The organism is Paraglaciecola sp. IT1134 (assembly GCF_058068185.1).
This window is the reverse complement of the sequence record NZ_CM176486.1, coordinates 2,016,724-2,040,873: the sequence shown is the minus strand read 5'-3', so window position 1 is coordinate 2,040,873 and position 24,150 is coordinate 2,016,724. Positions and strand designations below refer to the sequence as shown.

General features: G+C 45.4%; 17 protein-coding genes. 2 read left to right on the top strand and 15 right to left on the bottom strand.

Translation table 11 applies throughout. The features are described from left to right. Positions 1 to 34 precede the first annotated feature (34 nt). From gndA to malQ, 4 genes are all read right to left on the bottom strand, one after another. A complete protein-coding gene (gene gndA / locus AC3RV5_RS08975; RefSeq protein ID WP_489731581.1) occupies positions 35 to 1,561 on the bottom strand; it encodes an NADP-dependent phosphogluconate dehydrogenase in 1,527 nt (508 codons plus the stop codon). Positions 1,562 to 1,787: 226 nt separating this feature from the next. After that, positions 1,788 to 3,869 carry a glycogen debranching protein GlgX gene (glgX, locus tag AC3RV5_RS08970; protein WP_489731580.1) on the bottom strand — a complete coding sequence of 694 codons (2,082 nt, stop codon included), beginning with the start codon at positions 3,867 to 3,869 and terminating at the stop codon, positions 1,788 to 1,790. Between the two features lie 8 nt (positions 3,870 to 3,877). After that, positions 3,878 to 6,064, bottom strand: coding sequence for a 1,4-alpha-glucan branching protein GlgB (gene glgB, locus AC3RV5_RS08965; protein ID WP_489731579.1), 2,187 nt, complete (start codon positions 6,062 to 6,064; stop codon positions 3,878 to 3,880). A gap of 52 nt (positions 6,065 to 6,116) precedes the next feature. Next, entirely contained in the window at positions 6,117 to 8,312 is a 2,196-nt protein-coding gene (gene malQ, locus AC3RV5_RS08960) for a 4-alpha-glucanotransferase (protein WP_489731578.1), read from the bottom strand. Between the two features lie 203 nt (positions 8,313 to 8,515). Here malQ and gap point away from each other — a divergent pair, with 203 nt between their 5' ends. Together gap and AC3RV5_RS08950 are read left to right on the top strand one after the other, a co-directional pair. Next, positions 8,516 to 9,511 carry a type I glyceraldehyde-3-phosphate dehydrogenase gene (gene gap, locus AC3RV5_RS08955; RefSeq protein ID WP_489731577.1) on the top strand — a complete coding sequence of 332 codons (996 nt, stop codon included), beginning with the start codon at positions 8,516 to 8,518 and terminating at the stop codon, positions 9,509 to 9,511. A 122-nt stretch (positions 9,512 to 9,633) separates the two neighbouring features. After that, entirely contained in the window at positions 9,634 to 10,473 is an 840-nt protein-coding gene (locus AC3RV5_RS08950; RefSeq protein ID WP_489731576.1) for a D-hexose-6-phosphate mutarotase, read from the top strand. A gap of 158 nt (positions 10,474 to 10,631) precedes the next feature. Here the strand turns inward: AC3RV5_RS08950 and pnp are convergent, their stop codons facing one another. From pnp to AC3RV5_RS08895, 11 genes are all read right to left on the bottom strand, one after another. Beyond that, positions 10,632 to 12,743 (bottom strand): polyribonucleotide nucleotidyltransferase, encoded by a 2,112-nt coding sequence (gene pnp / locus AC3RV5_RS08945; protein ID WP_489731575.1) that lies wholly within the window; start codon positions 12,741 to 12,743, stop codon positions 10,632 to 10,634. 353 nt (positions 12,744 to 13,096) lie between these two features. Beyond that, entirely contained in the window at positions 13,097 to 14,539 is a 1,443-nt protein-coding gene (locus AC3RV5_RS08940; RefSeq protein WP_489731574.1) for a pectin acetylesterase-family hydrolase, read from the bottom strand. 454 nt (positions 14,540 to 14,993) lie between these two features. Next, positions 14,994 to 15,665 (bottom strand): pseudouridine synthase, encoded by a 672-nt coding sequence (locus tag AC3RV5_RS08935; protein ID WP_489731573.1) that lies wholly within the window; start codon positions 15,663 to 15,665, stop codon positions 14,994 to 14,996. Positions 15,666 to 15,808: 143 nt separating this feature from the next. Continuing rightward, positions 15,809 to 16,720, bottom strand: a complete 912-nt coding sequence (locus AC3RV5_RS08930; protein WP_489731572.1) for an OmpA family protein — start codon at positions 16,718 to 16,720, stop codon at positions 15,809 to 15,811. Between the two features lie 24 nt (positions 16,721 to 16,744). Continuing rightward, positions 16,745 to 17,107 carry a DUF4398 domain-containing protein gene (locus tag AC3RV5_RS08925; RefSeq protein WP_489731571.1) on the bottom strand — a complete coding sequence of 121 codons (363 nt, stop codon included), beginning with the start codon at positions 17,105 to 17,107 and terminating at the stop codon, positions 16,745 to 16,747. A gap of 466 nt (positions 17,108 to 17,573) precedes the next feature. Further along, positions 17,574 to 18,152, bottom strand: coding sequence for a dienelactone hydrolase family protein (locus AC3RV5_RS08920; RefSeq protein WP_489731570.1), 579 nt, complete (start codon positions 18,150 to 18,152; stop codon positions 17,574 to 17,576). Positions 18,153 to 18,170: 18 nt separating this feature from the next. After that, entirely contained in the window at positions 18,171 to 19,199 is a 1,029-nt protein-coding gene (locus AC3RV5_RS08915; RefSeq protein ID WP_489731569.1) for a DUF2157 domain-containing protein, read from the bottom strand. Positions 19,200 to 19,607: 408 nt separating this feature from the next. Further along, a complete protein-coding gene (locus AC3RV5_RS08910) occupies positions 19,608 to 20,054 on the bottom strand; it encodes an HAD family hydrolase (RefSeq protein WP_489731568.1) in 447 nt (148 codons plus the stop codon). Between the two features lie 154 nt (positions 20,055 to 20,208). After that, a complete protein-coding gene (locus tag AC3RV5_RS08905) occupies positions 20,209 to 20,610 on the bottom strand; it encodes a hypothetical protein (RefSeq protein ID WP_489731567.1) in 402 nt (133 codons plus the stop codon). A gap of 301 nt (positions 20,611 to 20,911) precedes the next feature. Further along, complete coding sequence (gene rmuC / locus AC3RV5_RS08900; protein WP_489731566.1) at positions 20,912 to 22,384, bottom strand: DNA recombination protein RmuC; 1,473 nt, start codon at positions 22,382 to 22,384, stop codon at positions 20,912 to 20,914. 126 nt (positions 22,385 to 22,510) lie between these two features. Further along, entirely contained in the window at positions 22,511 to 24,037 is a 1,527-nt protein-coding gene (locus AC3RV5_RS08895; protein ID WP_489731565.1) for a fumarate hydratase, read from the bottom strand. Positions 24,038 to 24,150 lie beyond the last annotated feature (113 nt).

Genomic DNA, 24,150 nt, shown 5'->3' with positions numbered 1-24,150 from the left:
AGGAGATCCCCCTGTACACCCGCTAGCCACAATATTATAACTTAGCTTGTGGCCGTCCCGGTAGACTCCACTCAATGTGATACATCTCCCCCTCAGGCTTATCAACTCGCTCAAAAGTATGAGCACCGAAGAAATCGCGTTGTCCCTGTAACAAACTGGCTGCCGATGTCTCAGCCCGGTACGCATCATAATAGTTCAATGCAGATGACATGGCCGGTGACGGAATACCATTTAATGTAGCGCTGGCAATGGCCTGACGCCAGTGATCTTGGTAGCGATTAATCTTATCGGAGAAAAACGGGTTAAGAAGCAAGTTAGCTAATTGTTGATCCTGCTGGTAAGCGCTGGTAATGGATTGTAAAAAGGCCGCACGGATAATACAGCCAGCGCGCCAAATTTTAGCGATTTCCGCGAAATCCAGTTGCCACTTCTGCTCAACTGACGCCATCTGCAATAGTTGAAACCCCTGGGCATAAGCACAAATTTTTGAACAATATAGCGCATCGTGCAGAGCGTCTATGGCCACCTTCTTTTGTTGGTCGGTTAAAATTTGCGGTGTGGGGCCGGTTAGAATTTTACTCGCCACAACCCGCTCATTTTTCAAACTGGAGAGACTTCTGGCGAACACCGCCTGGGCAATGGTTTGTGCCGGGCTGCCTACTTGTAAAGCTGCCACTGCTGTCCACAGCCCGGTGCCTTTTTGCCCTGCTTTATCCATGATCACATCGACTACGGGCAAACCCGTTTCTGTATCGATTTCATCCAGTACTTCGGCGCTGATTTCGATCAGATAGCTATTTAGCTCGCCTTTATTCCAAAGCCTGAAAATAACCGCAATCTCGGCTGGGCTCATATGCAGTGCTTGGCGCATAACCTGATATGCTTCACAGATCAATTGCATATCGGCATATTCAATGCCGTTATGCACCATCTTCACATAATGTCCCGAGCCGATCGGGCCAATATAAGTCGAGCACGATTCGCCTTCCAACACGGGCTCACCTGGGGTGAAGGTTTCGATAGGCTTACCGGTTTTGGCATCCACTTTTGCGGCAACCGCATTCCATACAGGCTCTATACGCTCCCAGGCCTGTCGATCACCAGAAGGCATCAAGGAAGGTCCGAATCTGGCCCCTACTTCACCACCGGAAATTGCCGTAGAGAAGAAAATGAATTTACCTCGGTAGTGTGCTTCTCGGGCAATAGAATCGGTCCACAAACTGTTACCCGTATCGACTACTATATCCTGTGGCTCTATACCGGCTTCAATTAGCTGGTCACACACTTGTACCACGGGATCGCCCGCAGGTATGGATAAAATGATTAACCTGGGGGACTGGGTTTGCTTAAGTATGTCAGAAAAAGAGTCACACATGATCACTCGTGGTGCTTTTGCTCCACGTTCAGCTTGATCCTGGCTTAATAGATCGTCGATTTTTCGACGATCTAAATCGTAGCAGGCTATTTTATATCCGTTGTCAGCAAGATTTAATGTCAGATTTTTGCCCATCACGCCTAACCCGATAAACCCGATATCACACATTACTTCAGCGTTAGCCATTGAGACGTCCTAATAAAAACCAAGATTATTTAATACTGGGCGATTATACCCAATCGCCTTGAAATTGCATGTACCGTGCATTAATTCTCTTGCTAACAGACAGACCTATTGTGCTTGTGAGACCTTTGCAGAGTATAGAGATATGGGTAATGTAGGGAGGAGCTTTGCGGGTTTCCCATCCATGAATCGCACTTCCATGTGCCTAGTAGATGTTTGGCGGGCTTAATTAACTGATGTTCTCTACGGCCCGAAATAAACAAAAACTGTTGTGAGCTTGTTGATAGCTGCCAGTCACCAGGGTTTTCGGTTGTTCGTCAAGTTTGGCATAACGAGTATCCACCAGCAGTTCCCATTGCTGGTCCTGAGCATAAGAAGGGCATTCAAATTGTACGTCATGATCACTGGCGTTAAATATTAACAGCCAGTGTTCTGTGGCCTCCTTTGTGCTTGACTCTTCACCTCGCAACTCAACCGCGAAAGCCTGATTATTATTGTCGTGCCAATCATCTTCCAATTTGCGTGCACCGTCTGGGCGATACCAATAGATTTTTGCCACATTATGGACAAGATCGAAGTTATCGTCCTGTAATTGTAAGTGCCTAAGTAGCATGCTGTGTTTGCGAATGCTGATTATATTTTGGCAGAAAGATAAAAAATCCTGTTTGCTCTGATTTAAATCCCAATTTAACCAGCTTATTTCGTTGTCCTGGCAGTAGGCATTATTGTTGCCTTGCTGAGTACGACTTAATTCATCCCCGCCCAAAACATGCGGAATGCCTTGAGAAAAAAGCAAAGTGCTAAACAAGTTACGCTTCTGACGCTCTCGCATGGCCAAAATAGCCGTATCGATTGTGGGCCCTTCCACACCATAATTAGCGGATAAATTATGCCCGTGGCCGTCACGATTTTGCTCTCTATTGGCTTCATTGTGACGCTCTGCGTAACTGACTAAATCCTGTAAGGTAAAACCGTCGTGATAACTGATATTATTCACTGAGGTTAAAATGGAGCGGCTTTCTTTGGGAAAAACATCCCTGGAGCCTAACAACCGGGTGGCAAAATCACTGGTTGTGCCTTTGTCGCCGCGCCAAAATTCTCTAACCGTATCCCGGTATTTGTCATTACATTCCAACCAATTTGACGGGAACTGTCCGAGGCGATATCCACCGTGTCCGATGTCCCAGGGTTCGGCAATTAACTTGATACCCGTTAATACGGGATCCTGACGTATGGTTCTGAAAAAACCCGACAATGAAGAAAACTCATAGGGATCTCGGCCCAAACTGGCGGCCAAATCAAACCTGAATCCGTCAACGCCCATATCCTGCACCCAATAACGCAACGCATCCATGACCATTTTCAACACATAAGGAAAAGCCGTATTGACACTGTTGCCACAACCGGAATTATTGACATATTTGTGGTAATCCACCGCTCCGTATTCGTCACGATCAAATAGATAAAATGACGAATTATCAAAACCTTTAAAAGACAACATGGGACCGTCCTGGCCACCTTCAGCGGTATGGTTATAGACCACATCCAGGATCACTTCTATCCCGGCCTCATGCAGACAATCCACCATAGTCCTGAATTCGCCGATCCCGTCTGCGACCACATATCGAGGATCCGGACTAAAATAGTTGATCGGGTTATATCCCCAGTAATTAGTCAATCCTTTCTGACTAATATAGGCTTCGGGCATAAAGGCGGCGACCGGCATTAACTGCACGGCAGTAATGCCCAAGGTCAGTAAATGTTGAATTATTGCAGGCTCACAGAGCCCCAAAAATTTGCCCCGGTAAGCCGCCGGCACATCAGGATGCAGTTGGCTTACCCCTTTAACATGAGCTTCATAAATAATAGTATTTTCAAGCAAAGTATTGGGTTTGAACGGGCGTTGCGTGGTGGGGGTATTTTCTACCACCACAGATTTGGAAATCATAAACTGACTGTCACCAGCGTATTGCTTGGCATTCCATACCAAAGGGCGATTGATCGCCTTAGCATAAGGATCGATTAATAACTTATTAGCATCGAAATTTAGCCCCATATGCGACTGGTTTTCGCCACTGGTACGGTAACCATATAGCTGTCCGGCTTTAATACCTTGCACATAACAATGCCAAACCTTACCGGTTTTAGCCGGCATAGGAATAACAGTCACTTGCTCTTCTGTATTGCGATCAAACAAACACAAACTCACACTAACGGCACTGGGGCAATGCACAGCGAAATTGCATCCTTGAGTATCCAATATGGCCCCCAAATATATCCCAGAGCCTGTCGTCACCTGTAAATTTTCCACTAACTTGATTACCCCTTAAACAAGATAAATACACTCGCCAAAGGCGGCAGCATCAGACTAATAGAATAGTTTTGATTATGGGTAGGTTGCGCGTCAGCATGCAAGTTAGCACTGGCATCAAGACCGCTGCCCCAATACTTTTTATCATCGGTGTTGAGAATGACTTGATATTCACCCTTGTCTTGTACGCCCAGGCGAAAATCAGTTCTGGGAACCGGGGTAAAGTTACTGATCATGTAGACTTTTTGTGCGCCATTTTGGGATTTGCGTAACATCGACAATACACTCTGGCCGGCGTTACCATGATCGATCCACTCAAATCCGCTGGGCTGATGGTCCAGTTCATGTAACGCTGGGTGATCCTGATAGAGATGATTCAAATCCCGGTACAGGTTTTGTATGCCCTGATGTTTATCAAACTGAAGCAGATGCCAGTTGATCGAGCTATCGTGATTCCACTCTGCTACCTGGCCGATTTCGTTGCCCATAAAATTGAGTTTCTTTCCAGGGTGGCCAAACATAAAGGCGGCATAACAACGTAAATTCGCTGCTTGTTGCCATTCATCACCGGGCATTTTACGTAATAAGGAGCCTTTCCCATGTACCACTTCGTCATGGGAAATAGGTAACACAAAACTCTCATCAAACGCATACACCATGCTAAACGTGATCTCATTGTGGTGGTAACGACGATATGACGGATCTTTAGAAATATAATGCAAGGAATCGTGCATCCAGCCCATATTCCATTTAAAGCCAAACCCTAATCCGCCTTCAAATACTGGGCGTGATACTTTGGGAAAAGAAGTGGACTCTTCTGCTATGGTCATGGCATTGGGGTATTTGGCGTAAACCTCCTTGTTCATCCACTGCAATAAACTGATAGATTCATAATTATGGTTGCCACCATCGACATTGGGTATCCATTCCCCATCTTCACGGGAATAGTCCAGATACAACATAGAGGCTACCGCATCTACCCGCAGACCATCTATATGGTATTTATCCAACCAGAATAACGCATTGGCCACTAAAAACTGGCGAACCGTATCTTTACCAAAATCATAAATGCAGGAATTCCAATCGGGGTGCCAGCCTTTGCGTGGATCTTCATATTCATATACATGGCTACCGTCAAATCTGGCCAAGCCGTGGCCATCTTCCGGAAAGTGCGCCGGTACCCAATCGATAATAACGCCGATGTTATTTTGATGACATTGATCGACAAAATACTTGAAATCATCCGGTGTACCAAAACGGCTGGTAGGTGAAAATAAACCAACGGGCTGATAGCCCCAAGAGCCGTCAAAGGGAAATTCGGAAATGGGTAATAATTCAATATGGGTGTAACCCATGTCTGTGATATACGGAATAAGTTGTTCGGCTAACTCGTGGTAAGTCAAAAATTGTTGAGCAGAACCACTATCTGGGCGTTTCCATGAACCAAGATGCAATTCATAGATACTCATGGCCTGGCTGTATTTGTCTTGCTTGACTGTCTGCTGCCACTGTTGATCTTGCCATTGGTATTGCTGATGATCGTAGACAATTGAAGCATGTGAAGGATATTGCTCGGCATAGAAGCCAACCGGATCCGCTTTATGGGGTAAATCACTGCCCGACGAATCCTTAATTTGATACTTATATTTGGCTCCAGCTTCAATGCCCGGCACAACTAATACCCAATAACCAGAATCAGTTTTCTGCATCGGCATGCAGGAGCCGTCCCAATAATTGAAATCGCCAATTAACGCCACAGAACTGGCATTGGGAGCAAAGACACTAAAGCGTGTAGCCGCTATAGTGTCAGCTAAGCCAAGGTCTAAACTAACTAACTGAGCACCCAGTTGCTTGTATATGTTTTCTGGGGCGTGTTCGACAAAATGCACACCGTGGTACGCTTGATCCTGAAATTGATAAGGGTCGATGATTCTATATTCACTTCGGGCATTTGAAACATCAAGGGCATAAGCCAACAACGGGTGTTTAAGTTTAAAATCAGCGCTAAAAAGATCACTGCTCTGGTCTTTGCGTAACTGTCCGACCTTTTTACCCGTGGCGAGATCGATTACCTCAACAGCCAGGGCATTGGGTACCCAAGCGGTAATCGTTATGGCGTCCTGAGTTGAATGTGGACCTAGATGAGAGAAGGGAAAAGCACATTTTGCTTGTTGTAATTGTTGGGCTAGCTGCATGTTGTCGCCTTACGGTGTTGGCGGTTCAAGTTTTGAACCGCCCTAGTCTGCATTATTGTTTAGCTTTTTGCCGTGCCTCAGTCAACCTAAGAGCAAGATTTTTGGTATCAGCGTCACTGAAAATTTGCTCCAAATTGCGGCTTAACTTACGTTGCCAATTAGGATATTCGTTGAACGTACCTGGAATATTAACCGGTTTGTCCATCTCTAACCAATCTTCTAACTGTAGACTTAATAGCGCGCTGGAACCAGAGGCCATATGTAGTTGCATGCCATAGTTAAGCTCCTTGCTCATGCCTACATCATTCACATTATGGCCAATATGTTCAGGGATAGAATGATGACCATGCAAAGTATCTAAAATCGCCTGCTTATTGTCATGTCGGCTCTCATAGAGTACAGATAGTATCTCTTCAGTTGGATACAAGCCTAATTCCTGTCCCAACTGCAAATCATAACAATGCCAAAAACCGCTCAACGTCGGCATGTCATGGGTTGTCAGAGTAGACATTGACTGCACCGGATAATGTGAGGGAGCGAAAAAACCGCCATCCTCAGCCTGTTCAAAAAAGAATACCCGATAGGAATATACGCCGTTGTCCGCTAATTTACTGCGAATTTCCTCTGGTACAGTACCTAAGTCTTCTCCGATTACCATAGCTTGATTACGGTGACTCTCAAGGGCTAAAATAGCCAACAAATCATCGACCGGATAATAAACATACCCACCTTCTTTGGCGGTGTCACCTTTAGTTACCCACCATAATCGCAACAACGCCATCACATGGTCGATGCGTAAGGCGCCGGTGGCGTGCATATTGGCACTGAATAAATCAATAATAGGCTGGTATTTTTGCTCAAATAATTTAATAGGGTCCATAGGCGGTAAGCCCCATGTCTGACCAAGAGGGCCCAATACATCTGGTGGCGCGCCAACACTTGCTTCAGTGCAATATAATTCCTTATTCCCCCAGATTTCTGCGCTGCCTTCACTCACCCCCACTGCCAAATCGCGATACAGACCAATGCTCATCTTGTATTCTTGGGCAACCTGATTGGCTTTTTCCAATTGCAGCGCGGCTTGCCATTGCAACCACAGGAAAAACTTAATTCTCTTGGCATTGGCCTTGGCAAACTTGGCCACTGCTGGCAAATGAAAATCGGCATATTCTTTTGGAAAGACCGGCCAGCCCCAGGAGGGTTTGCCTTTTGCAGCTAAACTTTCTTGTAAGGCATCGTATACGGCCAGCGTCTGCAGGCTTTCCCCACCTTCTTCTACAAAGACTTTAAACGTTTTATTGACCTTAGTATTTTTCGACAAATATTGTTTATTTTGATAGTCAAATACTTTGCCTAAGACATCCAACTTAAGTTTGACTACTCTGGGATAATCGACTAACTCGGCGCTGCGCACGGCCCCCAGCGTAGTTTGAAATTCATCACTGTTGACTAAGGTTTGGCTCTGTGGCGAGTCAAAACCATCAACTGCTGTGACATCGATATAAATAAAGTTTAGCCAACGACGGGATGAGGGGCCATAAGGACTGCAGGCTTCAGGGTTGGCGGGATACAAAGAATGAATAGGGTTGAGCCCTACAAAATGTGCGCCATTGAGGGCCGCCTCCCGGGTTAGGTAGGCAAGATCAGTAAAATCCCCTACTCCCCAGTTTTTTTCGCTGCGCAGGCAGTAAAGCTGCACACTCAAGCCCCAGACCTTATTCCCTTGCAGGAGGGTTTGGGGCTGATAACAGGCTTTGGGTGCAATGATCAGACGCATGCTGGACAAGGTTTCGTCGTCAATAATCAGATCGAGGTTGTGGTATCCAAGCGGCAGGGATTGGGGAACATCAATTAAATACTCCTGAAACTCCACTTCATCAATATGGGTCACATTAATTAGTTGACCATCGAGCGGCTCAAATAGATGGGTAAATACTTCGCCGCTCTCCAGGCTTAGTTGGCAAATATATTGATCCGTGACAAGTTCGATTGGCAACCGTAGGGTAAATTGTAGCGGTTTATCAACATGTGTTACCTGAACTGGATCCAGAGGCGTTGACCAATTTGTGGCTGCACTTTGTTTGACCTGTTCCTCTAAGCGCTGTGGATCTTCAACGTGATAACCCATTACGCCGAGCAATTTACTTTTGGTATCGGGGTTTATGGTCGCTGGATTGCCCCAAGCGTCAGTATAGTTTGACTCGATGCCACGATATTCGACGAGGTGGTCAATCAGTGATGAAGTCATTAACGTTTGATTCCTATAAATTTAACAATATTTTGATCGGCTATTATTAAGCAAAGTTTAAGGCAGGCGAAGTTGAATACGTTTGCATTAAATTAAAATGTAATTAAATGACATTTTTGAGGGTTTATTTTGCCTTATTTGGCTATTTAGTCCATAATTTTGTAATTATATTTCATAATACGATCAGCTTAGAGGATTTAGTAATGGCTATAAAAATTGGCATCAACGGCTTTGGCCGAATCGGCAGATTTGTTTTTCGCGCCGCATGCGAACGTAACGACATTGAAGTAGTAGGCATTAACGACCTGCTAGATGCAGACTATATGGCGTACATGCTCAAGTACGACTCAACCCATGGTCAATTCAAAGGTACGGTAGAAGTTAAAGACGGTCAACTTATCGTAAACGGTAATACCATACGGGTGAGTGCTGAACGTGATCCGGCCAACCTGGCATGGAACGACATCGGAGCCGAGGTAGTGGTCGAGGCCACAGGTTTGTTTTTGACCGATGAAACTGCCCGTAAACATATTCAGGCTGGCGCCAGCAAGGTAGTGTTATCTGCCCCTTCTAAAGATGACACACCTATGTTTGTAATGGGTGTTAATCATAAAAGCTACGCCGGACAAGCGGTTGTCTCCAATGCTTCTTGTACCACTAACTGTCTGGCCCCTTTGGCCAAAGTACTGAACGATAATTTCGGTATCGTAGACGGCTTGATGACCACAGTGCATGCAACTACAGCGACCCAAAAAACCGTCGATGGCCCCTCAGCCAAAGATTGGCGCGGTGGTCGTGGCGCGTCACAGAATATTATTCCTTCGTCAACGGGTGCAGCGAAAGCTGTTGGCAAAGTCATTCCTGAATTGAACGGTAAATTAACCGGTATGGCGTTCCGCGTCCCCACTGCAGACGTATCGGTAGTGGATTTAACGGTGAACTTGGCTAAACCCGCCACCTATGCACAAATCTGTGCAGTGATGAAAGCCGCTTCTGAAGGTGAGTTGAAAGGCATTATGGGTTACACCGAAGATGCAGTTGTGTCTCAAGATTTTATTGGTGATACTCGCACCTCCATTTTTGATGCCACCGCCGGGATCGCACTGACTGACACCTTTGTCAAATTGGTATCCTGGTACGACAACGAAATTGGTTACTCAAACAAAGTGTTGGATTTGGTAGCACACATCAGCAAATAGTTAATCATTAAATTAGCTAATGCAACATACATGTTGCGCTAGCTTGGCTAATGTTAATCTAATATGCTAACGAGGCGGTTATCTACAGTAGATAACCGCCTTTTTTGATCCCAAGGATACCTATGCAGCTGTCACATTCCGCCTCGCTTATTAATCAAGACGCCTTGCAACTTCTCATCATCGACAATGAGTATGCCCATAGCACTATCTCTTTGTATGGGGGGCATGTACTGAGTTTTATGCCCATACAGGATAAACGTCCACGCTTGTGGCTAAGTGAAAATGCCTTCTTGGATGCCAAACATGCTATTCGCGGTGGTGTGCCGATATGTTGGCCCTGGTTTGGTGCACATAGTGAAGGGGCGGCCCATCCCTCCCATGGTTACGTACGCACTCAGCAGTGGCATATCCTCGACTGTGAAGATATTGCCGGAAAAACGGTAATACGCTTGCAGCCTGGAACCTGCCAAGGGGGCGGCTTTAATGGCCAGGCCCAACTAACATTAGTGATCACAGTGGGAGACAAGCTTGAGATCCGCCTGGTGACACAAAATATTGGCCAGACTGCCTTTACCTATAACGGGGCGTTGCACAGCTATTTTAAGGTGGACGATATCAAAACCTGTGAACTAACAGGATTATCCGGCAAGTACAAAGACAAGCTGCAAGATTATGCCTTGCTCCCTACCCCATCCCCCTACCAATTCAGCGCTGAAACCGACCGGGTGCATTTGGTTACCCCGGACAAATTGTGCATAGTACAAGATGTAGGCAATACCGAGATACTCTCAAGCGGCCATGACAGTATAGTAGTGTGGAATCCTTGGGCAGATAACGCTAAGGCCATGCGAGACATGCAGAGTGACGGCTACAAAAATATGTTATGTGTGGAAACCGCGATCACCCAGGGGCAAGTCGTTAACCCTGGCAAGTCACACAGCCTACAACAAATTATTGCATAACAAACAGGCTTAATACCTGGGTCAGGACAAAATCCAGCCATTAAAAAAGGGAGCCGAGGCTCCCTTTTTATTTAAGTATCACTGCACGGTTGTAAAACACGGTTGTAAAACACGGTTGTAAAACACGGTTGTAACAACCTAAAGCAGGTTATCTAACCTTATTCGTTACCTTCAGCACCGGTTTCAGGTTTTTCAAGCAACTCTTTGATGCTCAAACGAACGCGGTTTTGACGGTCGATTTCCATTACTTTCACGTCGATGATTTGACCTTCAGATAAATGCTCAGAAACCTTGTTTACACGCTCGTGGGCGATTTGAGAAATGTGTACCAGGCCTTCTTTACCAGGTAATATTTCCACAAAGGCACCAAAATCAACGATACGCGTCACTTTACCTTGGTAAGTTTTTCCTGCTTCAACATCGGCCGTTACCTGCTCAATTTTGCTGATGGCGATATCGGCCTTGGCCCGCTCGGTAGCAAAAATCTTGATTGTGCCGTCGTCTTCGATTTCGATGTTGGTATCAGAAGCTTCAGTGATCGAACGGATCATGGCGCCACCTTTACCGATTACATCACGGATTTTGTCTTGATCTATTTTCAAGGTATAAATGCGCGGGGCAAACTCAGACATTTCTTCTCTGTGGCCACCGATCGCTTGATCCATGACGTTGAGAATATGCAAACGTGCTTCTTTAGCCTGCTTAAGGGCGATTTGCATGATTTCTTGAGTAATACCTTCAATTTTGATATCCATCTGCAAAGCAGTGATACCGCCAGTGGTACCGGCCACTTTAAAGTCCATATCGCCCAAGTGATCTTCATCGCCCAGAATATCTGACAAGACTACAAAGTTATCTTCGTTTTTGACTAAGCCCATGGCGATACCCGCAACAGAAGCTTTAATAGGTACACCAGCATCCATCAATGCCAAAGATGTACCACAAACAGACGCCATGGAAGACGAACCATTTGATTCAGTGATTTCTGATACCACGCGTACCACATACGGGAACTCTTTTTCAGTCGGCATGACCGCTTGAATACCACGTTTTGCCAAACGACCATGCCCAATTTCACGACGTTTAGGTGAGCCGATAAAACCGGTTTCCCCGACGCAATAAGGAGGGAAGTTATAATGCAACATGAAACGGCTGTCCGTTTTGCCATTCAAACCGTCGATCATCTGGGCATCGCGTTCTGTACCTAAAGTGACAGCCACAATTGCCTGAGTTTCACCACGGGTAAATATTGCCGAACCGTGAGTACGTGGCAACAGGCCAGTAGCCATATTAAGTGCGCGTATCATCGCTGGATCACGACCATCTATTCGCGGCTGACCGGCAAGAATGCGTGAACGAACCACATCACTTTCCACTTCATGCAACAATTCAGATACTTCTTTAGCATCTTGATTAGCATCGGCAGCAACAATCTGGGCAACTGTTTTATCAGTCAAAGCAGTGATAGCGTCTTTACGTTCCATTTTATCGGAGATTTGGTACGCTTCGGTGATCCCGGCTTCAGCTAATTGTTTGATCTTGGTTTTAAGCTCGACGTTAGCTGGCTCTGGTTGCCAATCCCACTTAGGAGTAGCCACTTCAGCAGCAAACTCAGATACCGCGTTAACCACGGTTTGCATTTGCTCATGACCATACATTACGGCACCAAGCATGATTTCTTCTGATAACACCTCAGCTTCTGATTCAACCATCAGTACTGCGCTTTGGGTACCGGCAACAATTAAATCCAATTTGCTGGTTTCAAGCTCAGAATTGCGCGTATTAAGCACATATTGATCATCGATGTATCCAATGCGCGCAGCGCCAATAGGACCGCTAAAGGGTATGCCAGAGATGGCAAGGGCAGCAGAGGTACCTATAAGAGAAATGATATCAGTAGGGATTTCCGGGTTAGCCGAAACTACCGTGATAATGATCTGTACTTCGTTCATGAACCCTTCAGGGAACAACGGACGAATAGGACGATCGATCAAACGGGCGATCAACGTCTCGCTTTCAGCGGGACGGCCTTCACGTTTGAAAAAACCACCGGGGATTTTACCCGCAGCATAGGCTTTTTCTTGGTAATTTACCGTAAGCGGGAAGAAATCTTGACCCGATTTAGTATCTTTTTTACCCACAACGGTAACCAGTACCACGGTGTCGTCCATGCTGGCCATAACAGCCGCTGTGGCCTGACGAGCAATTACACCGGTTTCTAGCGTGACAGTATGTTGACCATACTGGAATGATTTAGTAATAGGAGTCATTTTTTTCCTTTATTTAGCTTTATTTTCTATATCGCTTTCAAATGCGGCGCATAGTATAGCGGCTACACCACCCTAAGAACAGCATGAGGCCTGATAAAATTGGAAATTCATTTTGCCTTGACAGCGTTAACAAAAAAATTCTAAATAGGAATATACCCGCCCCAAAGCCTACATCGCCGTGCTCTGTCTTACAGAGAACTCATTAGTAGCCCTACCACAGGGAACCAATACCAGATCACCTGTATGCAATTGTAGAAAAGACAAAAAAAAGCTCAGTTGTGAACTGAGCTTTTTGTATTTAGGTTGTAGCTAAGGTCTCCTGCTTAGTTGATTATCCCAAGCAACAAGTACCGCTATTGCACATATTTTACACTCTGGTCCTTGAATTTTTTGGCATTAGCAAATTCTGCCAGCCATTCACTAAAAACAACCCCTTGCGCACTATGTTGATCGTAAAACGGATGAGGGAACGCTGCAGTCGCAAAGTCATCATTTAGTACGATATGCACACTGCCAGCGCCAATATAATACTGGTAGTTGTTCGTGTTGTCTGACAGATAATCAAAAGATGCCGTCATCCTGGCATTCCACTCGGCAAAATACAGATAATCAGCCGGGCCAAGATCCCAACTATAAGGATTGGTATTGCCTTGGTCCATTTGATCCATTATTTTCAGGAAGAACACCTGGATCGCATCTTGTGCGGTGCTATATTGGGCAAAGCGGTTTTGGGGGTAGGCTTGGCTTAAACGTTGGAATAAATCAATATTTAATCCCGCTGCAGAGAAGGTACCTAAGGTACTGGCGAAAATAGGCGGCAGTGTATTCTCCAGGTTCCAGTTACTGCCTAACACAAATACGTCATTCACAAACCCCTCTGTGCCAATAGAAGCCGAGGAATCGGAAAACAAAGCGGCATCGACTTTTGGAAAGGCCGCTTGCACATAAGGGAAGTTAAGGGTCGCACCATAACCTCCGGCACTTGAACCAGCGACCAGCAATTTCTTGACTTTGGATTTTTTATCCGAAAACTTGTTTTTCATCCATTCACGCACCGCCATAAAGTTGTCAAAGCCGCGATGTTTCACCACCACAGGCGCACCTGGATAGCCAGTTATCGATCCATCTACATCGGTATAGGCAACGTCTTTTGATCCAGAGTGAAGATCACCGGTGCAATAGGGAATAAAGACCTTACTCCAGTCTTTAAATGGATTTTCTTTGTTGCCATCATCAAACACCCCACCCGCTCCGACTGGGGAGTTTTCTATTAACATCGATGGATTATAGGTTGGTCTAGCGCCGGGGACGTTGGCAAGCCCCAGGGAAGCGACACAGGTGGCATCGTTCCAACACGAGCCGCCGCCGTTGAAATACACCAGTAAGTTTTTACTTTCGCCCTGTTTGAAATAGAACTGGTAGGAGTTATCCACCGGTGTACCATCTACAGGGTTAGGCACGGTATCAAAGGCGCAAGCCGGGTTGATCGTTCTTGGTTGCCCCTGATCATCTGTTATTTGCATTTGTGCAGCGACCGGGATGGTTTGCCACTGCCCATCTTCGTTATCCCGCTCATCATCTTCGTTATCCCGCTCATCATCTTCGGTTTCCCGCTCATCATCTTCGGTTTCCCGCTCATCATCTTCGGTTTCCCGCTCATCATCTTCGGTTTCCCGCTCCTCATCTTGGTTTTGCCACTCCCCATTTTGGGTTTGCCACTCCCCCTCCTGATTGTGGGCCATTAGCGGTAAAGAACTGGCTAGCAAAAGACCGCATAAAAGGTATTTTGTTTTCATTATCTGTACTCCATGTTTAAAAATTATATGTAAACTATTAATTTATATTATTTGAGAACTAACGGATTAGTCGCCTTGCACTAAAACGACCCCAGGATCCATTACACACTTTGCGAATTGCGAAGAAAGCCGGTTAATTAACTCACTAAACCTGCCTCAGACGAACATAATGCGGCAACTAAATACCCCAAATAATTGTAGCGCATTAGATACAAACCTCTTCATAATTTTTACAATTTTGATTCTCCTTTCACTAACATTCCTTAAAACGGTGTACCGCTGCGATCCCCCTATGGACCTCGTTATGCCCGGTAAATATTTTAATAGCCGATAACAGATAGAAAACCTCAACGTAGCCTTGAAACTTTTGCTATTGAGGCATAAAACCCTATTTATCGCCAAGCTTATAAACCCTCGATAAGGTATAAAAGGGCTTACAACCTAATATTGGCCGCTAGAACGCGCAAGGGGCATAGCCACTAATATGCTCGCCGGTTACTGGGTGTTCAAAATCCAGCGTCAGCGCATGCAATAGCAAACGTTTTGCCATATGTTGGGTGCGCGGACTGCCATACAAGTCACAGCCTAAAATAGCGTGCCCCAACTCACGGCTGTGAATTCGTAATTGATGGGTGCGACCGGTAATAGGCTCAAAAAGCACCCGACTACGTGGTGGATTATCTAACCTTGCCAGAACTTCATAGTGACTCTGGGCCAATTTTCCTGTGGCTAAGCAGACCTTTTGCAACGGAAAATTCGGTGGGTCCTTGGCCAATGGAATATCGATAACTCCCTCATCTAACTCAAGATGACCATCCAACAAACTGACATAAGTTTTAACTATTTGACGCTCCTGAAACTGTTTGGTCAGCGCGCGATTTACCGCCTTGTTTAAAGCCACGACCATAATACCCGACGTGCCAAAATCCAGTCTATGGACCATCAGCGCATTTGGAAATTGTGCGACCAGCCGAAAATGCACTGAATCCCGATTCAAAGGATTTTTGCCCGACAAACTCAACAAGCCGCTGGGTTTGTTAATTAGCAATAGATGTGGATCCTGATAGAGGATTTCTATTTGCTCTTCACAAAAGGACGCAACAAAGGTATCGAAGACACCGCTCATGGAGGCTTTCCTCGGTTAAACTAACAGCAGATTATTGTTATTAAGGGAAAACAACCGCAGCAATTCTTCTTACACTATAGTGTTCATATCCCCCCGCCCTATGGCAAGATTAGCTGGGGGGATAGCCAAGTAAGTAACGACTATTACTCTTGTGCGTCGCCTTTTTCTACCGGATTTTCAATGATGATTTCGACCCGACGATTTTGTTGACGCCCTGCATCCGTTTCATTGTTAGCAACGGGAAATTCTTCCCCCAAGCCTTTACTCTGTATCTGGCCCGATGCCACACCGTTAGCTATCAATGCATTTTTTACCGAAAGTGCCCGTTGTTCTGACAAATTCTGATTAAAGGATGCATCTCCCACTGAATCCGTATGTCCTTCGACGACGATTGTGCGCTCTGGGTAATTGGTTAAAAAGTCACCCACTTGCTTCAAGCTACGCTCAGACCCAGATAGCAACTGTGCCTTGCCAAATTCAAATAGAATATCCCCCAGGGTCAACACTAGTCCCCTATCAGTTTTCTTGGCAGATATAGCTGTCACTTCCTGTTCTAATTTTGTGGCTTTGGCCTCCATGTCGCGGGCGCGCTGTTCAGCGTTCTGGGCTCTAGCCTGCATCGACTGGGTTTCGTCTTTCGCCATCTCTGCGGCTAACAAGGCCTGCTGGGCATTGAATTCAGCTCGCTCTGCTTCGTTGGTGCGTGCATCGAGCATAATATCTTTACGTTTGAGTTCGGCGCCACTGACCAATTTTTCAGCCTGCCCCTTGCGAATTTTTTCTTCGACTATGCCCAACTTATGTTTGGTGATCTGGGTAGAAAGTGTGATGTCTTCAAGGGGCACGCCTTTAGCTACCAGGGCTTGGGTTTGGTTTAAAGAACTTTGTGCTTCATTTAATTCAACAGGTGCATATTCACGGGCATCGCCAGAACGCGCCAGGCTGTCGTATTGCACCTGTAACTGGTCAACCATGGCCACGTTGTCGGGGGCAGTAGCACAGGCCGTCACTAGTGAGACACCCGAAAGTAGAATTGTTAGTTGTAAGTTTTTCATAATTATTTCTGTCCCTTGGTTAAATTATTTATTCACTTCTTGCTCAAGTTGCTGCAGCCCTTGGGAAATTTGCTCGGCAGCCTCTTGCGCTTGATCAGCTTCAGATTTGGCGATCGCATATTCCGCCTCAGCCATAGAGACCTGCAATAAAGAAGTGGCTTTTTTGTAGTCTCCGCTATTATTAGCGGCTTGTGCTTGCTGGAAATGTTCCTCAGCCGCTTTAAACGCTACCGGAGCAGCTTCTGGTGCTCCTTGGCTCTGGGCTTGTTCGATCTTTTGCTGAGCTTGGGACATCAGTAAAGTCGGGGCTTTTTGGCTACTAGAACAGGCGGCCAAGATTATCGACGTAACCACGGCTATGGGTATATAACTCCAACGTTTAATCATAATGCTCTCCTTAAACTGGTATGAGTGGTGATTTTTCAGCAGTAAATTGCTAATAGAAAAATCAGGGTTCGAATGCTTTCAACGGGTAAAAGCAAGATTTGCGCCACGAGTAAGTTTCAACTTGGGGGTCACCAAAAAACTCAGTTCACAAGCCTAATTGCTTGAAACTAGCTAGCCAGATTGACAACCTTACTTGGTCGTACGCGCAGGAACATTGCTTCTACAAGGGCTGTGTAGGCCAATGATATTGGGCTTTGCAAGATAAAATGCCGTTCCAAAACAGTGCTGTGTAGGCATCAGAAAGCGATCCGCAAGAAAATATGCATTGGCTCAGCCAATCCTGCCGGCAAGACTAACAGGGAACTTTGAGTGGGCACTTTACTTTGAGAAACTTGTTTACATACCCGGTAATATTTACCGGGTCAAATAAGATCAGTAAGACATTTTAAGGAGAATTTTGAAACATCTATACGTAGGCAACATGAATGGGCCTGTTTAAAGGCGTATTGTGTAGTAGCTGCATAAATTCGCAGTACGCATCTTGATCAAAATGTTGAGAAAGAGTATTCATGAAACCATGAAAAAAAGCAGTCTTTATAATTTGTACCTCTTCTTTTTTTTCGAGAACTTCAATTAGCTCTGGAATTGAGAAATGTGGTTCCGTTATTGGAAAGATTAATAACACTGGAAATAATGGGCTCACGTCTTTGTAGTGCCGTATTTGCGCGCCATAAAAACATGTGGCACCAACAATATTGCTCAAGTCACTATATTGGGATATTTGCCAAATTGCCGAAGCACCAACGCTGAAACCAAGAAGATCGACCGGCCCAGTTAAAGCCTTTATTTTTTCTGATAGCTTCTGGGCATAGGTATCAATTCCAATTTCGGAAGAAAAGTAAGCATAGGCATCCGCCTCTCTTTTGAATTCCATGTTTTTACCGTTGTAGGGATCAAATATTTGCACAATTCCGGCAATCCTATCAGCGATTTTTTCTAATGCTTTTGTCTTTCCGAAAATATCTGAAACTATGATGCGATGCATAATGTTATACATTTATATTCATGATCTGCCTTCAAGCAGCTCTCTTAAAGCCATAGGCAGCAAACTGCGAATTTTTCTAGTAAACGCCTGCTCATTTTTTTGCCAAAGCACGCCAAGATAGATGACTGACAAACCTATCGCAGTCAAAGCAATGGGGAAAAGCCAGCTATCCTGAAACAAGCCTGCTGCAAGATGGCCCAAATAAGCACAACATCCTAGGGCACCAAAAATAACAAATACACGTCGCACTAAGAGAAGCCCAACTCCGATCATGATGAGATTTATACAGAAATACAATAATTTAGACACTTCGCTGTCAGAATACTGCAGAGATAACCCGCACCAGAAGGCGAATACGCCATACAGATAGAGCCAGAATGCATAATCTGCACGCTGCTTTGTTTTAACATCGACCCAGAATGCCAAACCAACCATCAATAGGCCGCTGTACAAAGAGACCAATTTACGTAAGTCCCATGTGACGTCGCCGCCGGCAAGCATTGCGCTAATATCCATGCTTAGATACCAGAGCGTTACTGCGATGGGTAGGATTAGAAAAGGATATTTGTATTTCCAGGCAATGATGGCGCCTACCGCCAATGTGCTCAACTCCATATACAACCAGTGCCATTGAATATAACGGTGATATTCTTGATAAGTAGTTTCATCAGGCCAGACACCAAGTGTTTGTTGCAATCCGTAAATACAAAGTGGTGTTAATGCAACAACAAAGGTAGCGCAAATACCCGCAGGTATGGCGTATCCTTTTACTTGAAATTTGTTGCTCAGTAAAATACCAATACCAGCATAAATTAATGAAATAACGACTATGCCAAACCCGCCAAATGACTCCCAGCCCAGATCCATAAACAGAGTCATGGCACCAATGGCTATTAGGCCACCAAAATAATATAGGACATGGGTTAATTCAAACGTCGGGCCAGTGGTGGGCTGACGTTTCAGATGCGCAATTAAATTTTTCGCTTGTTCAGAAGATAATATGTCCTGATCGACCGCAGATTGCAGAGATCCTCTGGTTATTCTCATTCTGTGCCCTTTTGTCCTTTGAATGCATCCGCAGCCACTTTAAACGGCTAGAGATAGCAAGGCTTGCCGTTTATGTTGATTAGGGATGTAAATTATTAACGATTAAAGGTTGAGATAAAACCAATCGAATTAGCTACAGAGTGAGCAATGATAGTAGACCATAAAGATAGTATGCACTTCTCCATATCAACGCTAAAATACCTGTTCCAACGACGCCCCTTGCCAAAAAGGTAGGGGCTATTGCTTATTTTTTTAGACATAGTGCTAGATTGACTGACCAGATTTATCTTTTTTGAAGTCAATACTCAAACTAATACCATCATAGTCTAAATGAAAAACTAATCAGTAGCAGCCGAGATCGTTGCCGCTACGGTTGGACAAATTTTTAGCTATGCGGTGTCTGTTTAGCTAGTAATTTTTGCTACTTAACTCATTAAGCTCAGTGATCGTTTTTACATCAGAGCGACGTGCATGTTTCAACGCCTGAGAGTTAAACCAAATCGCATTTAAGTCAGCCTCTAGTGCGTTAACAATATCTTTTTCAAATGAATCACCAACCATAGTGACTTCACTTGGCAGTACGTCCAGTTTAGCTATTATCCGTCGATAGAATTCAGCACTGCCTTTTGATATACCAATATTCGATTTGCAAAAATAACCTGATATAAATTGGGCAAGCCCTACTCGCTCAAAAGCCAATTGAATATCTTGCACACTAGAATCTTCAGCCCCTGTTGCAACATATAACGCATAACCTTTTAGGTATAAAGCAGCTAGCGTTTCTTTCGCCCCATCTACAGCTTGTAGCGTTTGCCAATCACACATTTTGCCTTGTGCATCTGGGAAATCAACCATCAGGGTATCCCCCCAATCAAACAGATAAACCTTTCCCATATTGCCCCCATACAGATAACGCTTCGCCTTAAGAGGTGCGTTGGCAAAGCAACAGCGAAAAAAGTTATCGCAGTTTCAGGTTTTGTCTGCGCTGTTAGTTCTCAATAGAGCCCATTTAAGAACGACTTTCAAGGAGTTCTTTTAAGGTTTTCAAATCCTTTTCAACTGCCCGTTTATCTACTTTGAATTGCTCGTCGGACATTCCCGGTTGCCGCAGTAACGTAAATATGAACTCGCTCCCATTACCGTTGGGCACAACTCGCATAGGGTTATAAACGACGGTCCCTGAATCAAATTCAACCGTGTGATCCAGAACGCCGAATGTATTTTTCTGGGCAAAGCGGATCTTTACCATACCAAATGGTGCTTCAGCGCCCCAGGTATCTCCATGCTTTTTAACCTCAGAGCTGGCTAATCCCGCTGCCCACAGAGTCAGGTTTTTTGGGTTGGATGCGAATTTGTAGATATCACTGGGCTGGCGAGCAATATAGATGCTTATATGTTGAACCTCATTCATTGGAAAACCTCATTCATTTCTGCAACCGATGCAAGAGCGCACGTTGTCGTCCCTATCCCCAACTGATTACCTAAACTCTCAATAAATCAAAAAAATCGGATACCAAGACCATCAATTGATAATTTTATAATCAGACAAGTAACATGGCCCGAATGTTAAAGTCATATTGGAAATATCATTTCAGCTATTTACCGATATTTGCCATTTGCTGCCCCCGCCTGTTTACAACGGAGACATAAATATCGGTCGATTCTATCTATTCCTCTAGGCAAAATGTGCTGGCGCAAAGTTGGGCGACATCTTATTCATTTTGCTCATTGGGCTGTTCTAACCCGGCAACGTCCAGCAATGCGCCTCCTAGTTTTTTGTTGGATTGTACCCCCAAGCTACGAAACTGTTCGACCTGACGCACCAGATTACCTTTGCCCGTGGTTAATTTATTCATCGCCCCGTCAAAATTTTTCTGGGTCGACTCCAAAGACTTACCCACTTTTTCCATGTCACTGACAAAACCATGAAATTTGTCATACAACTTGCCTGCATGTTCAGCAATTTTCTGCGCATTTTGGTTCTGGTATTCGTATTGCCAGATATTGTTAATGGTACGCAAGGCCACCAGTAAGTTGGTGGGGCTAACTAGCATGATGTTGTGATCAAACGCCAATTTCACCAGCTCCGGGGCTTGTTCCGCTGCGAGTAAAAAGGCCGGTTCAATAGGAATAAACATCAATACGTAATCTAGGGTACGGATGCCTTTTAGATCTTGATAGTCTTTTTTGCCCAGCTCTTTAATATGATTACGCAACGAACTAACATGTTGATTGAGGTGCACCTGGCGTGCGGTCTCGTCCTCTTCGTTAAAATAGCGCTCATAGGCACCCAAAGACACTTTGGAGTCGATCACCACATCCTTGTCATTGGGCAGATGCACTACCACATCCGGCTGATAGCTTTTGCCGTTGGCATTTTTAAGTGCCACCTGGGTATCAAATTCATGACCTTCCCGTAACCCCGAGTCCTGTAAAATCCGGGCCAGTACCACTTCGCCCCAGTTGCCCTGTTGTTTGTTGTCCCCTTTTAAAGCCTTGGTTAACGCCGCTGCATCATGGGTGATTTGTTGGTTGAGTTCCTTTAGGCCCATGATCTCGGTTTTAAGGGATGCACGTTCTTGGCCCTCCCGCACATATTGATCGCTAACCTGTTTTTTAAACCCTTCGATCTGCTCTTTCAATGGGGATAACAAGGCATCCAGACCTGCTTTGCTGGACTGGGCAAAAGCGCTCTGTTTTTGTTCAAAAATTTTATTTGCCAAGTTTTCAAATTGCTGGTGCAAACGTTGTTCAGATGATTCCAGTAGGGCCAATTTTTCACGACTAGCCAGTTGCTCTTGCTCAAACCTTGCCACTTGGGTGCGCAACTCTATGATTAGCTGTTGAGCTTGCTGATAATGCTGCTGCCAACGACGGCTGTCTTGTTCGATATGGGCAATTCGCTCAACTTGTTGGGACAATTGCCCCAGTCGATTCTGGCTTTCAAGCTGTTTCTCCCGCAGGCGATAGGCTTCGCCATTTGATTCCTGTAAGGCGACCTTGGTATCCAGGAGTTGCTGTTGCAGGTAAGTCTCGGTTTGGGTAAAACTATCCTGAAGCCGCTGTGACGCTGCACTATATTGCCTTGCGCCCCGCAGTTTGGCCCAGAACCAGCCTAGTAACATGCCAGTAATAAACAGACCTGCTGCTAGGCCTAACATTTTCGGATCGTCAAATTGGCTCATATCGCTACTGGATGTCCTTGCTAAAATAATTGACAATAATGTGACGATTTTTCATGTATTGCCAACTCATGTAAAAAAGGCGCTCAAAACCTAAGCGCCTTTTAACGGTATCATTGCTGAGTCGGCTTATACTGGTTCAACATTGAGTTCGGCAATTTTTACTTTCCAAATAGCCGGGCCTGTTTCATGGGCGTTAGCGCCTGTGCTGTCCACAGCTACTGTGACCGGCATGTCCTGCACCTCAAATTCATAGATGGCTTCCATGCCCAAATCTTCAAACGCCACTACCCGAGATTTTTTAATGGCTTTAGATACCAAATAGGCGGCGCCGCCCACCGCCATCAAATACACCGCTTTATGCTTGGCGATACTCTTAACCGTTTCGGGGCCACGCTCTGCTTTACCTATCATGCCAATCAAGCCGGTTTTTTCTAACATCATATCGGTGAACTTGTCCATACGTGTGGCTGTCGTGGGGCCTGCAGGCCCCACAACTTCATCCCCTACGGCGTCAACTGGCCCCACGTAGTAAATAAATCTGTTGGTTAAATCCACGCCATCCGGTAAACCTTCGCCGTTATCCAGCATAGTCTGAATACGTTTATGGGCCGCATCCCGACCTGTTAACATCTTACCTGACAATAATACTGTCTCGCCGACCTGCCATTGTTGAATGTCGGCTCTGGTAACCTCATCCAGATTTACCCGCCGGGTATCTTTGCTCACTTCCCAGGTGACTTCTGGCCAATCTTCAAGACTAGGAGGCGTAAATTCTGCCGCCCCGCTACCATCCAGATGAAAATGGGCATGGCGCGTCGCGGCGCAGTTGGGGATCATGGTGACAGGTAACGAAGCCGCATGAGTGGGGAGCGACATAATTTTCACGTCTACTACTGTGGTTAATCCGCCTAAGCCCTGGGCACCTATACCTAAATCATTAACCCGCTTGAAAATATCCAGGCGCAGTTTCTCTTCGGTAGTTTGCGCGCCTCTGTCCATCAACTCTTGAATATCCACAGGATCCATCAGACTTTCTTTGGCCAGCACCGCAGATTTTTCCGCCGTGCCCCCTATACCAATGCCCAACATACCAGGAGGACACCAGCCTGCACCCATGGTGGGCAGTGTTTTAACTACCCAATCGGCAATGCTGTCATTGGGGTTAAGCATCACCATTTTCGACTTATTCTCAGAACCGCCGCCTTTTGCCGCAATCATCACGTCAATCTGATCCCCCGCCACCGTGTCTATATGCACCACGGCTGGTGTATTATCTTTGGTATTTTTACGGGTACCGGCAGGATCAGAAACAATAGAGGCCCGCAGCGGGTTGTCTGTATTGCCATAGGCGCGACGGGTGCCTTCGTCCACCATTTGCTGCACCGTCATATCGGTTTTGTCCCACTGCACAGCCATGCCTAATTTGACAAAACAGGTCACTATACCTGTATCCTGGCAAAGTGGGCGTTTACCCTCAGCCGACATACGAGAGTTTATGAGAATTTGCGCCATGGCATCTTTGGCTGCCTGACTTTGTTCTTTGAAGTACGCTTTTTCAACTGCTTTGATATAATCTAACGGATGGTAATAAGAGATAAATTGCAATGAGTCTTCAATGCTATCGATAAAGTCCTGCTGACGGATAACAGCCATAGTTGCCTCTTTCAGATGATCCACAATGTAACGACAAATGTCGTCCGGTATTGACCGCTATGATAACCTGCGGATCCCAATTGCTCCATGACAAATTACCCGGGTCGCCAATG

Bases quoted from the DNA above. Each gene is read 5' to 3' on its own strand.
- gndA (WP_489731581.1), bottom strand. From the start codon at position 1,561: ATGGCTAACGCTGAAGTAATGTGTGATATCGGGTTTATCGGGTTAGGC.
- glgB (WP_489731579.1), bottom strand. From the start codon at position 6,064: ATGCAGCTAGCCCAACAATTACAACAAGCAAAATGTGCTTTTCCCTTC.
- malQ (WP_489731578.1), bottom strand. From the start codon at position 8,312: ATGACTTCATCACTGATTGACCACCTCGTCGAATATCGTGGCATCGAG.
- gap (WP_489731577.1), top strand. From the start codon at position 8,516: ATGGCTATAAAAATTGGCATCAACGGCTTTGGCCGAATCGGCAGATTT.
- AC3RV5_RS08950 (WP_489731576.1), top strand. From the start codon at position 9,634: ATGCAGCTGTCACATTCCGCCTCGCTTATTAATCAAGACGCCTTGCAA.
- pnp (WP_489731575.1), bottom strand. From the start codon at position 12,743: ATGACTCCTATTACTAAATCATTCCAGTATGGTCAACATACTGTCACG.
- AC3RV5_RS08940 (WP_489731574.1), bottom strand. From the start codon at position 14,539: ATGAAAACAAAATACCTTTTATGCGGTCTTTTGCTAGCCAGTTCTTTA.
- AC3RV5_RS08935 (WP_489731573.1), bottom strand. From the start codon at position 15,665: ATGAGCGGTGTCTTCGATACCTTTGTTGCGTCCTTTTGTGAAGAGCAA.
- AC3RV5_RS08930 (WP_489731572.1), bottom strand. From the start codon at position 16,720: ATGAAAAACTTACAACTAACAATTCTACTTTCGGGTGTCTCACTAGTG.
- AC3RV5_RS08925 (WP_489731571.1), bottom strand. From the start codon at position 17,107: ATGATTAAACGTTGGAGTTATATACCCATAGCCGTGGTTACGTCGATA.
- AC3RV5_RS08920 (WP_489731570.1), bottom strand. From the start codon at position 18,152: ATGCATCGCATCATAGTTTCAGATATTTTCGGAAAGACAAAAGCATTA.
- AC3RV5_RS08915 (WP_489731569.1), bottom strand. From the start codon at position 19,199: ATGAGAATAACCAGAGGATCTCTGCAATCTGCGGTCGATCAGGACATA.
- AC3RV5_RS08910 (WP_489731568.1), bottom strand. From the start codon at position 20,054: ATGGTTGATTTCCCAGATGCACAAGGCAAAATGTGTGATTGGCAAACG.
- AC3RV5_RS08905 (WP_489731567.1), bottom strand. From the start codon at position 20,610: ATGAATGAGGTTCAACATATAAGCATCTATATTGCTCGCCAGCCCAGT.
- rmuC (WP_489731566.1), bottom strand. From the start codon at position 22,384: ATGAGCCAATTTGACGATCCGAAAATGTTAGGCCTAGCAGCAGGTCTG.
- AC3RV5_RS08895 (WP_489731565.1), bottom strand. From the start codon at position 24,037: ATGGCTGTTATCCGTCAGCAGGACTTTATCGATAGCATTGAAGACTCA.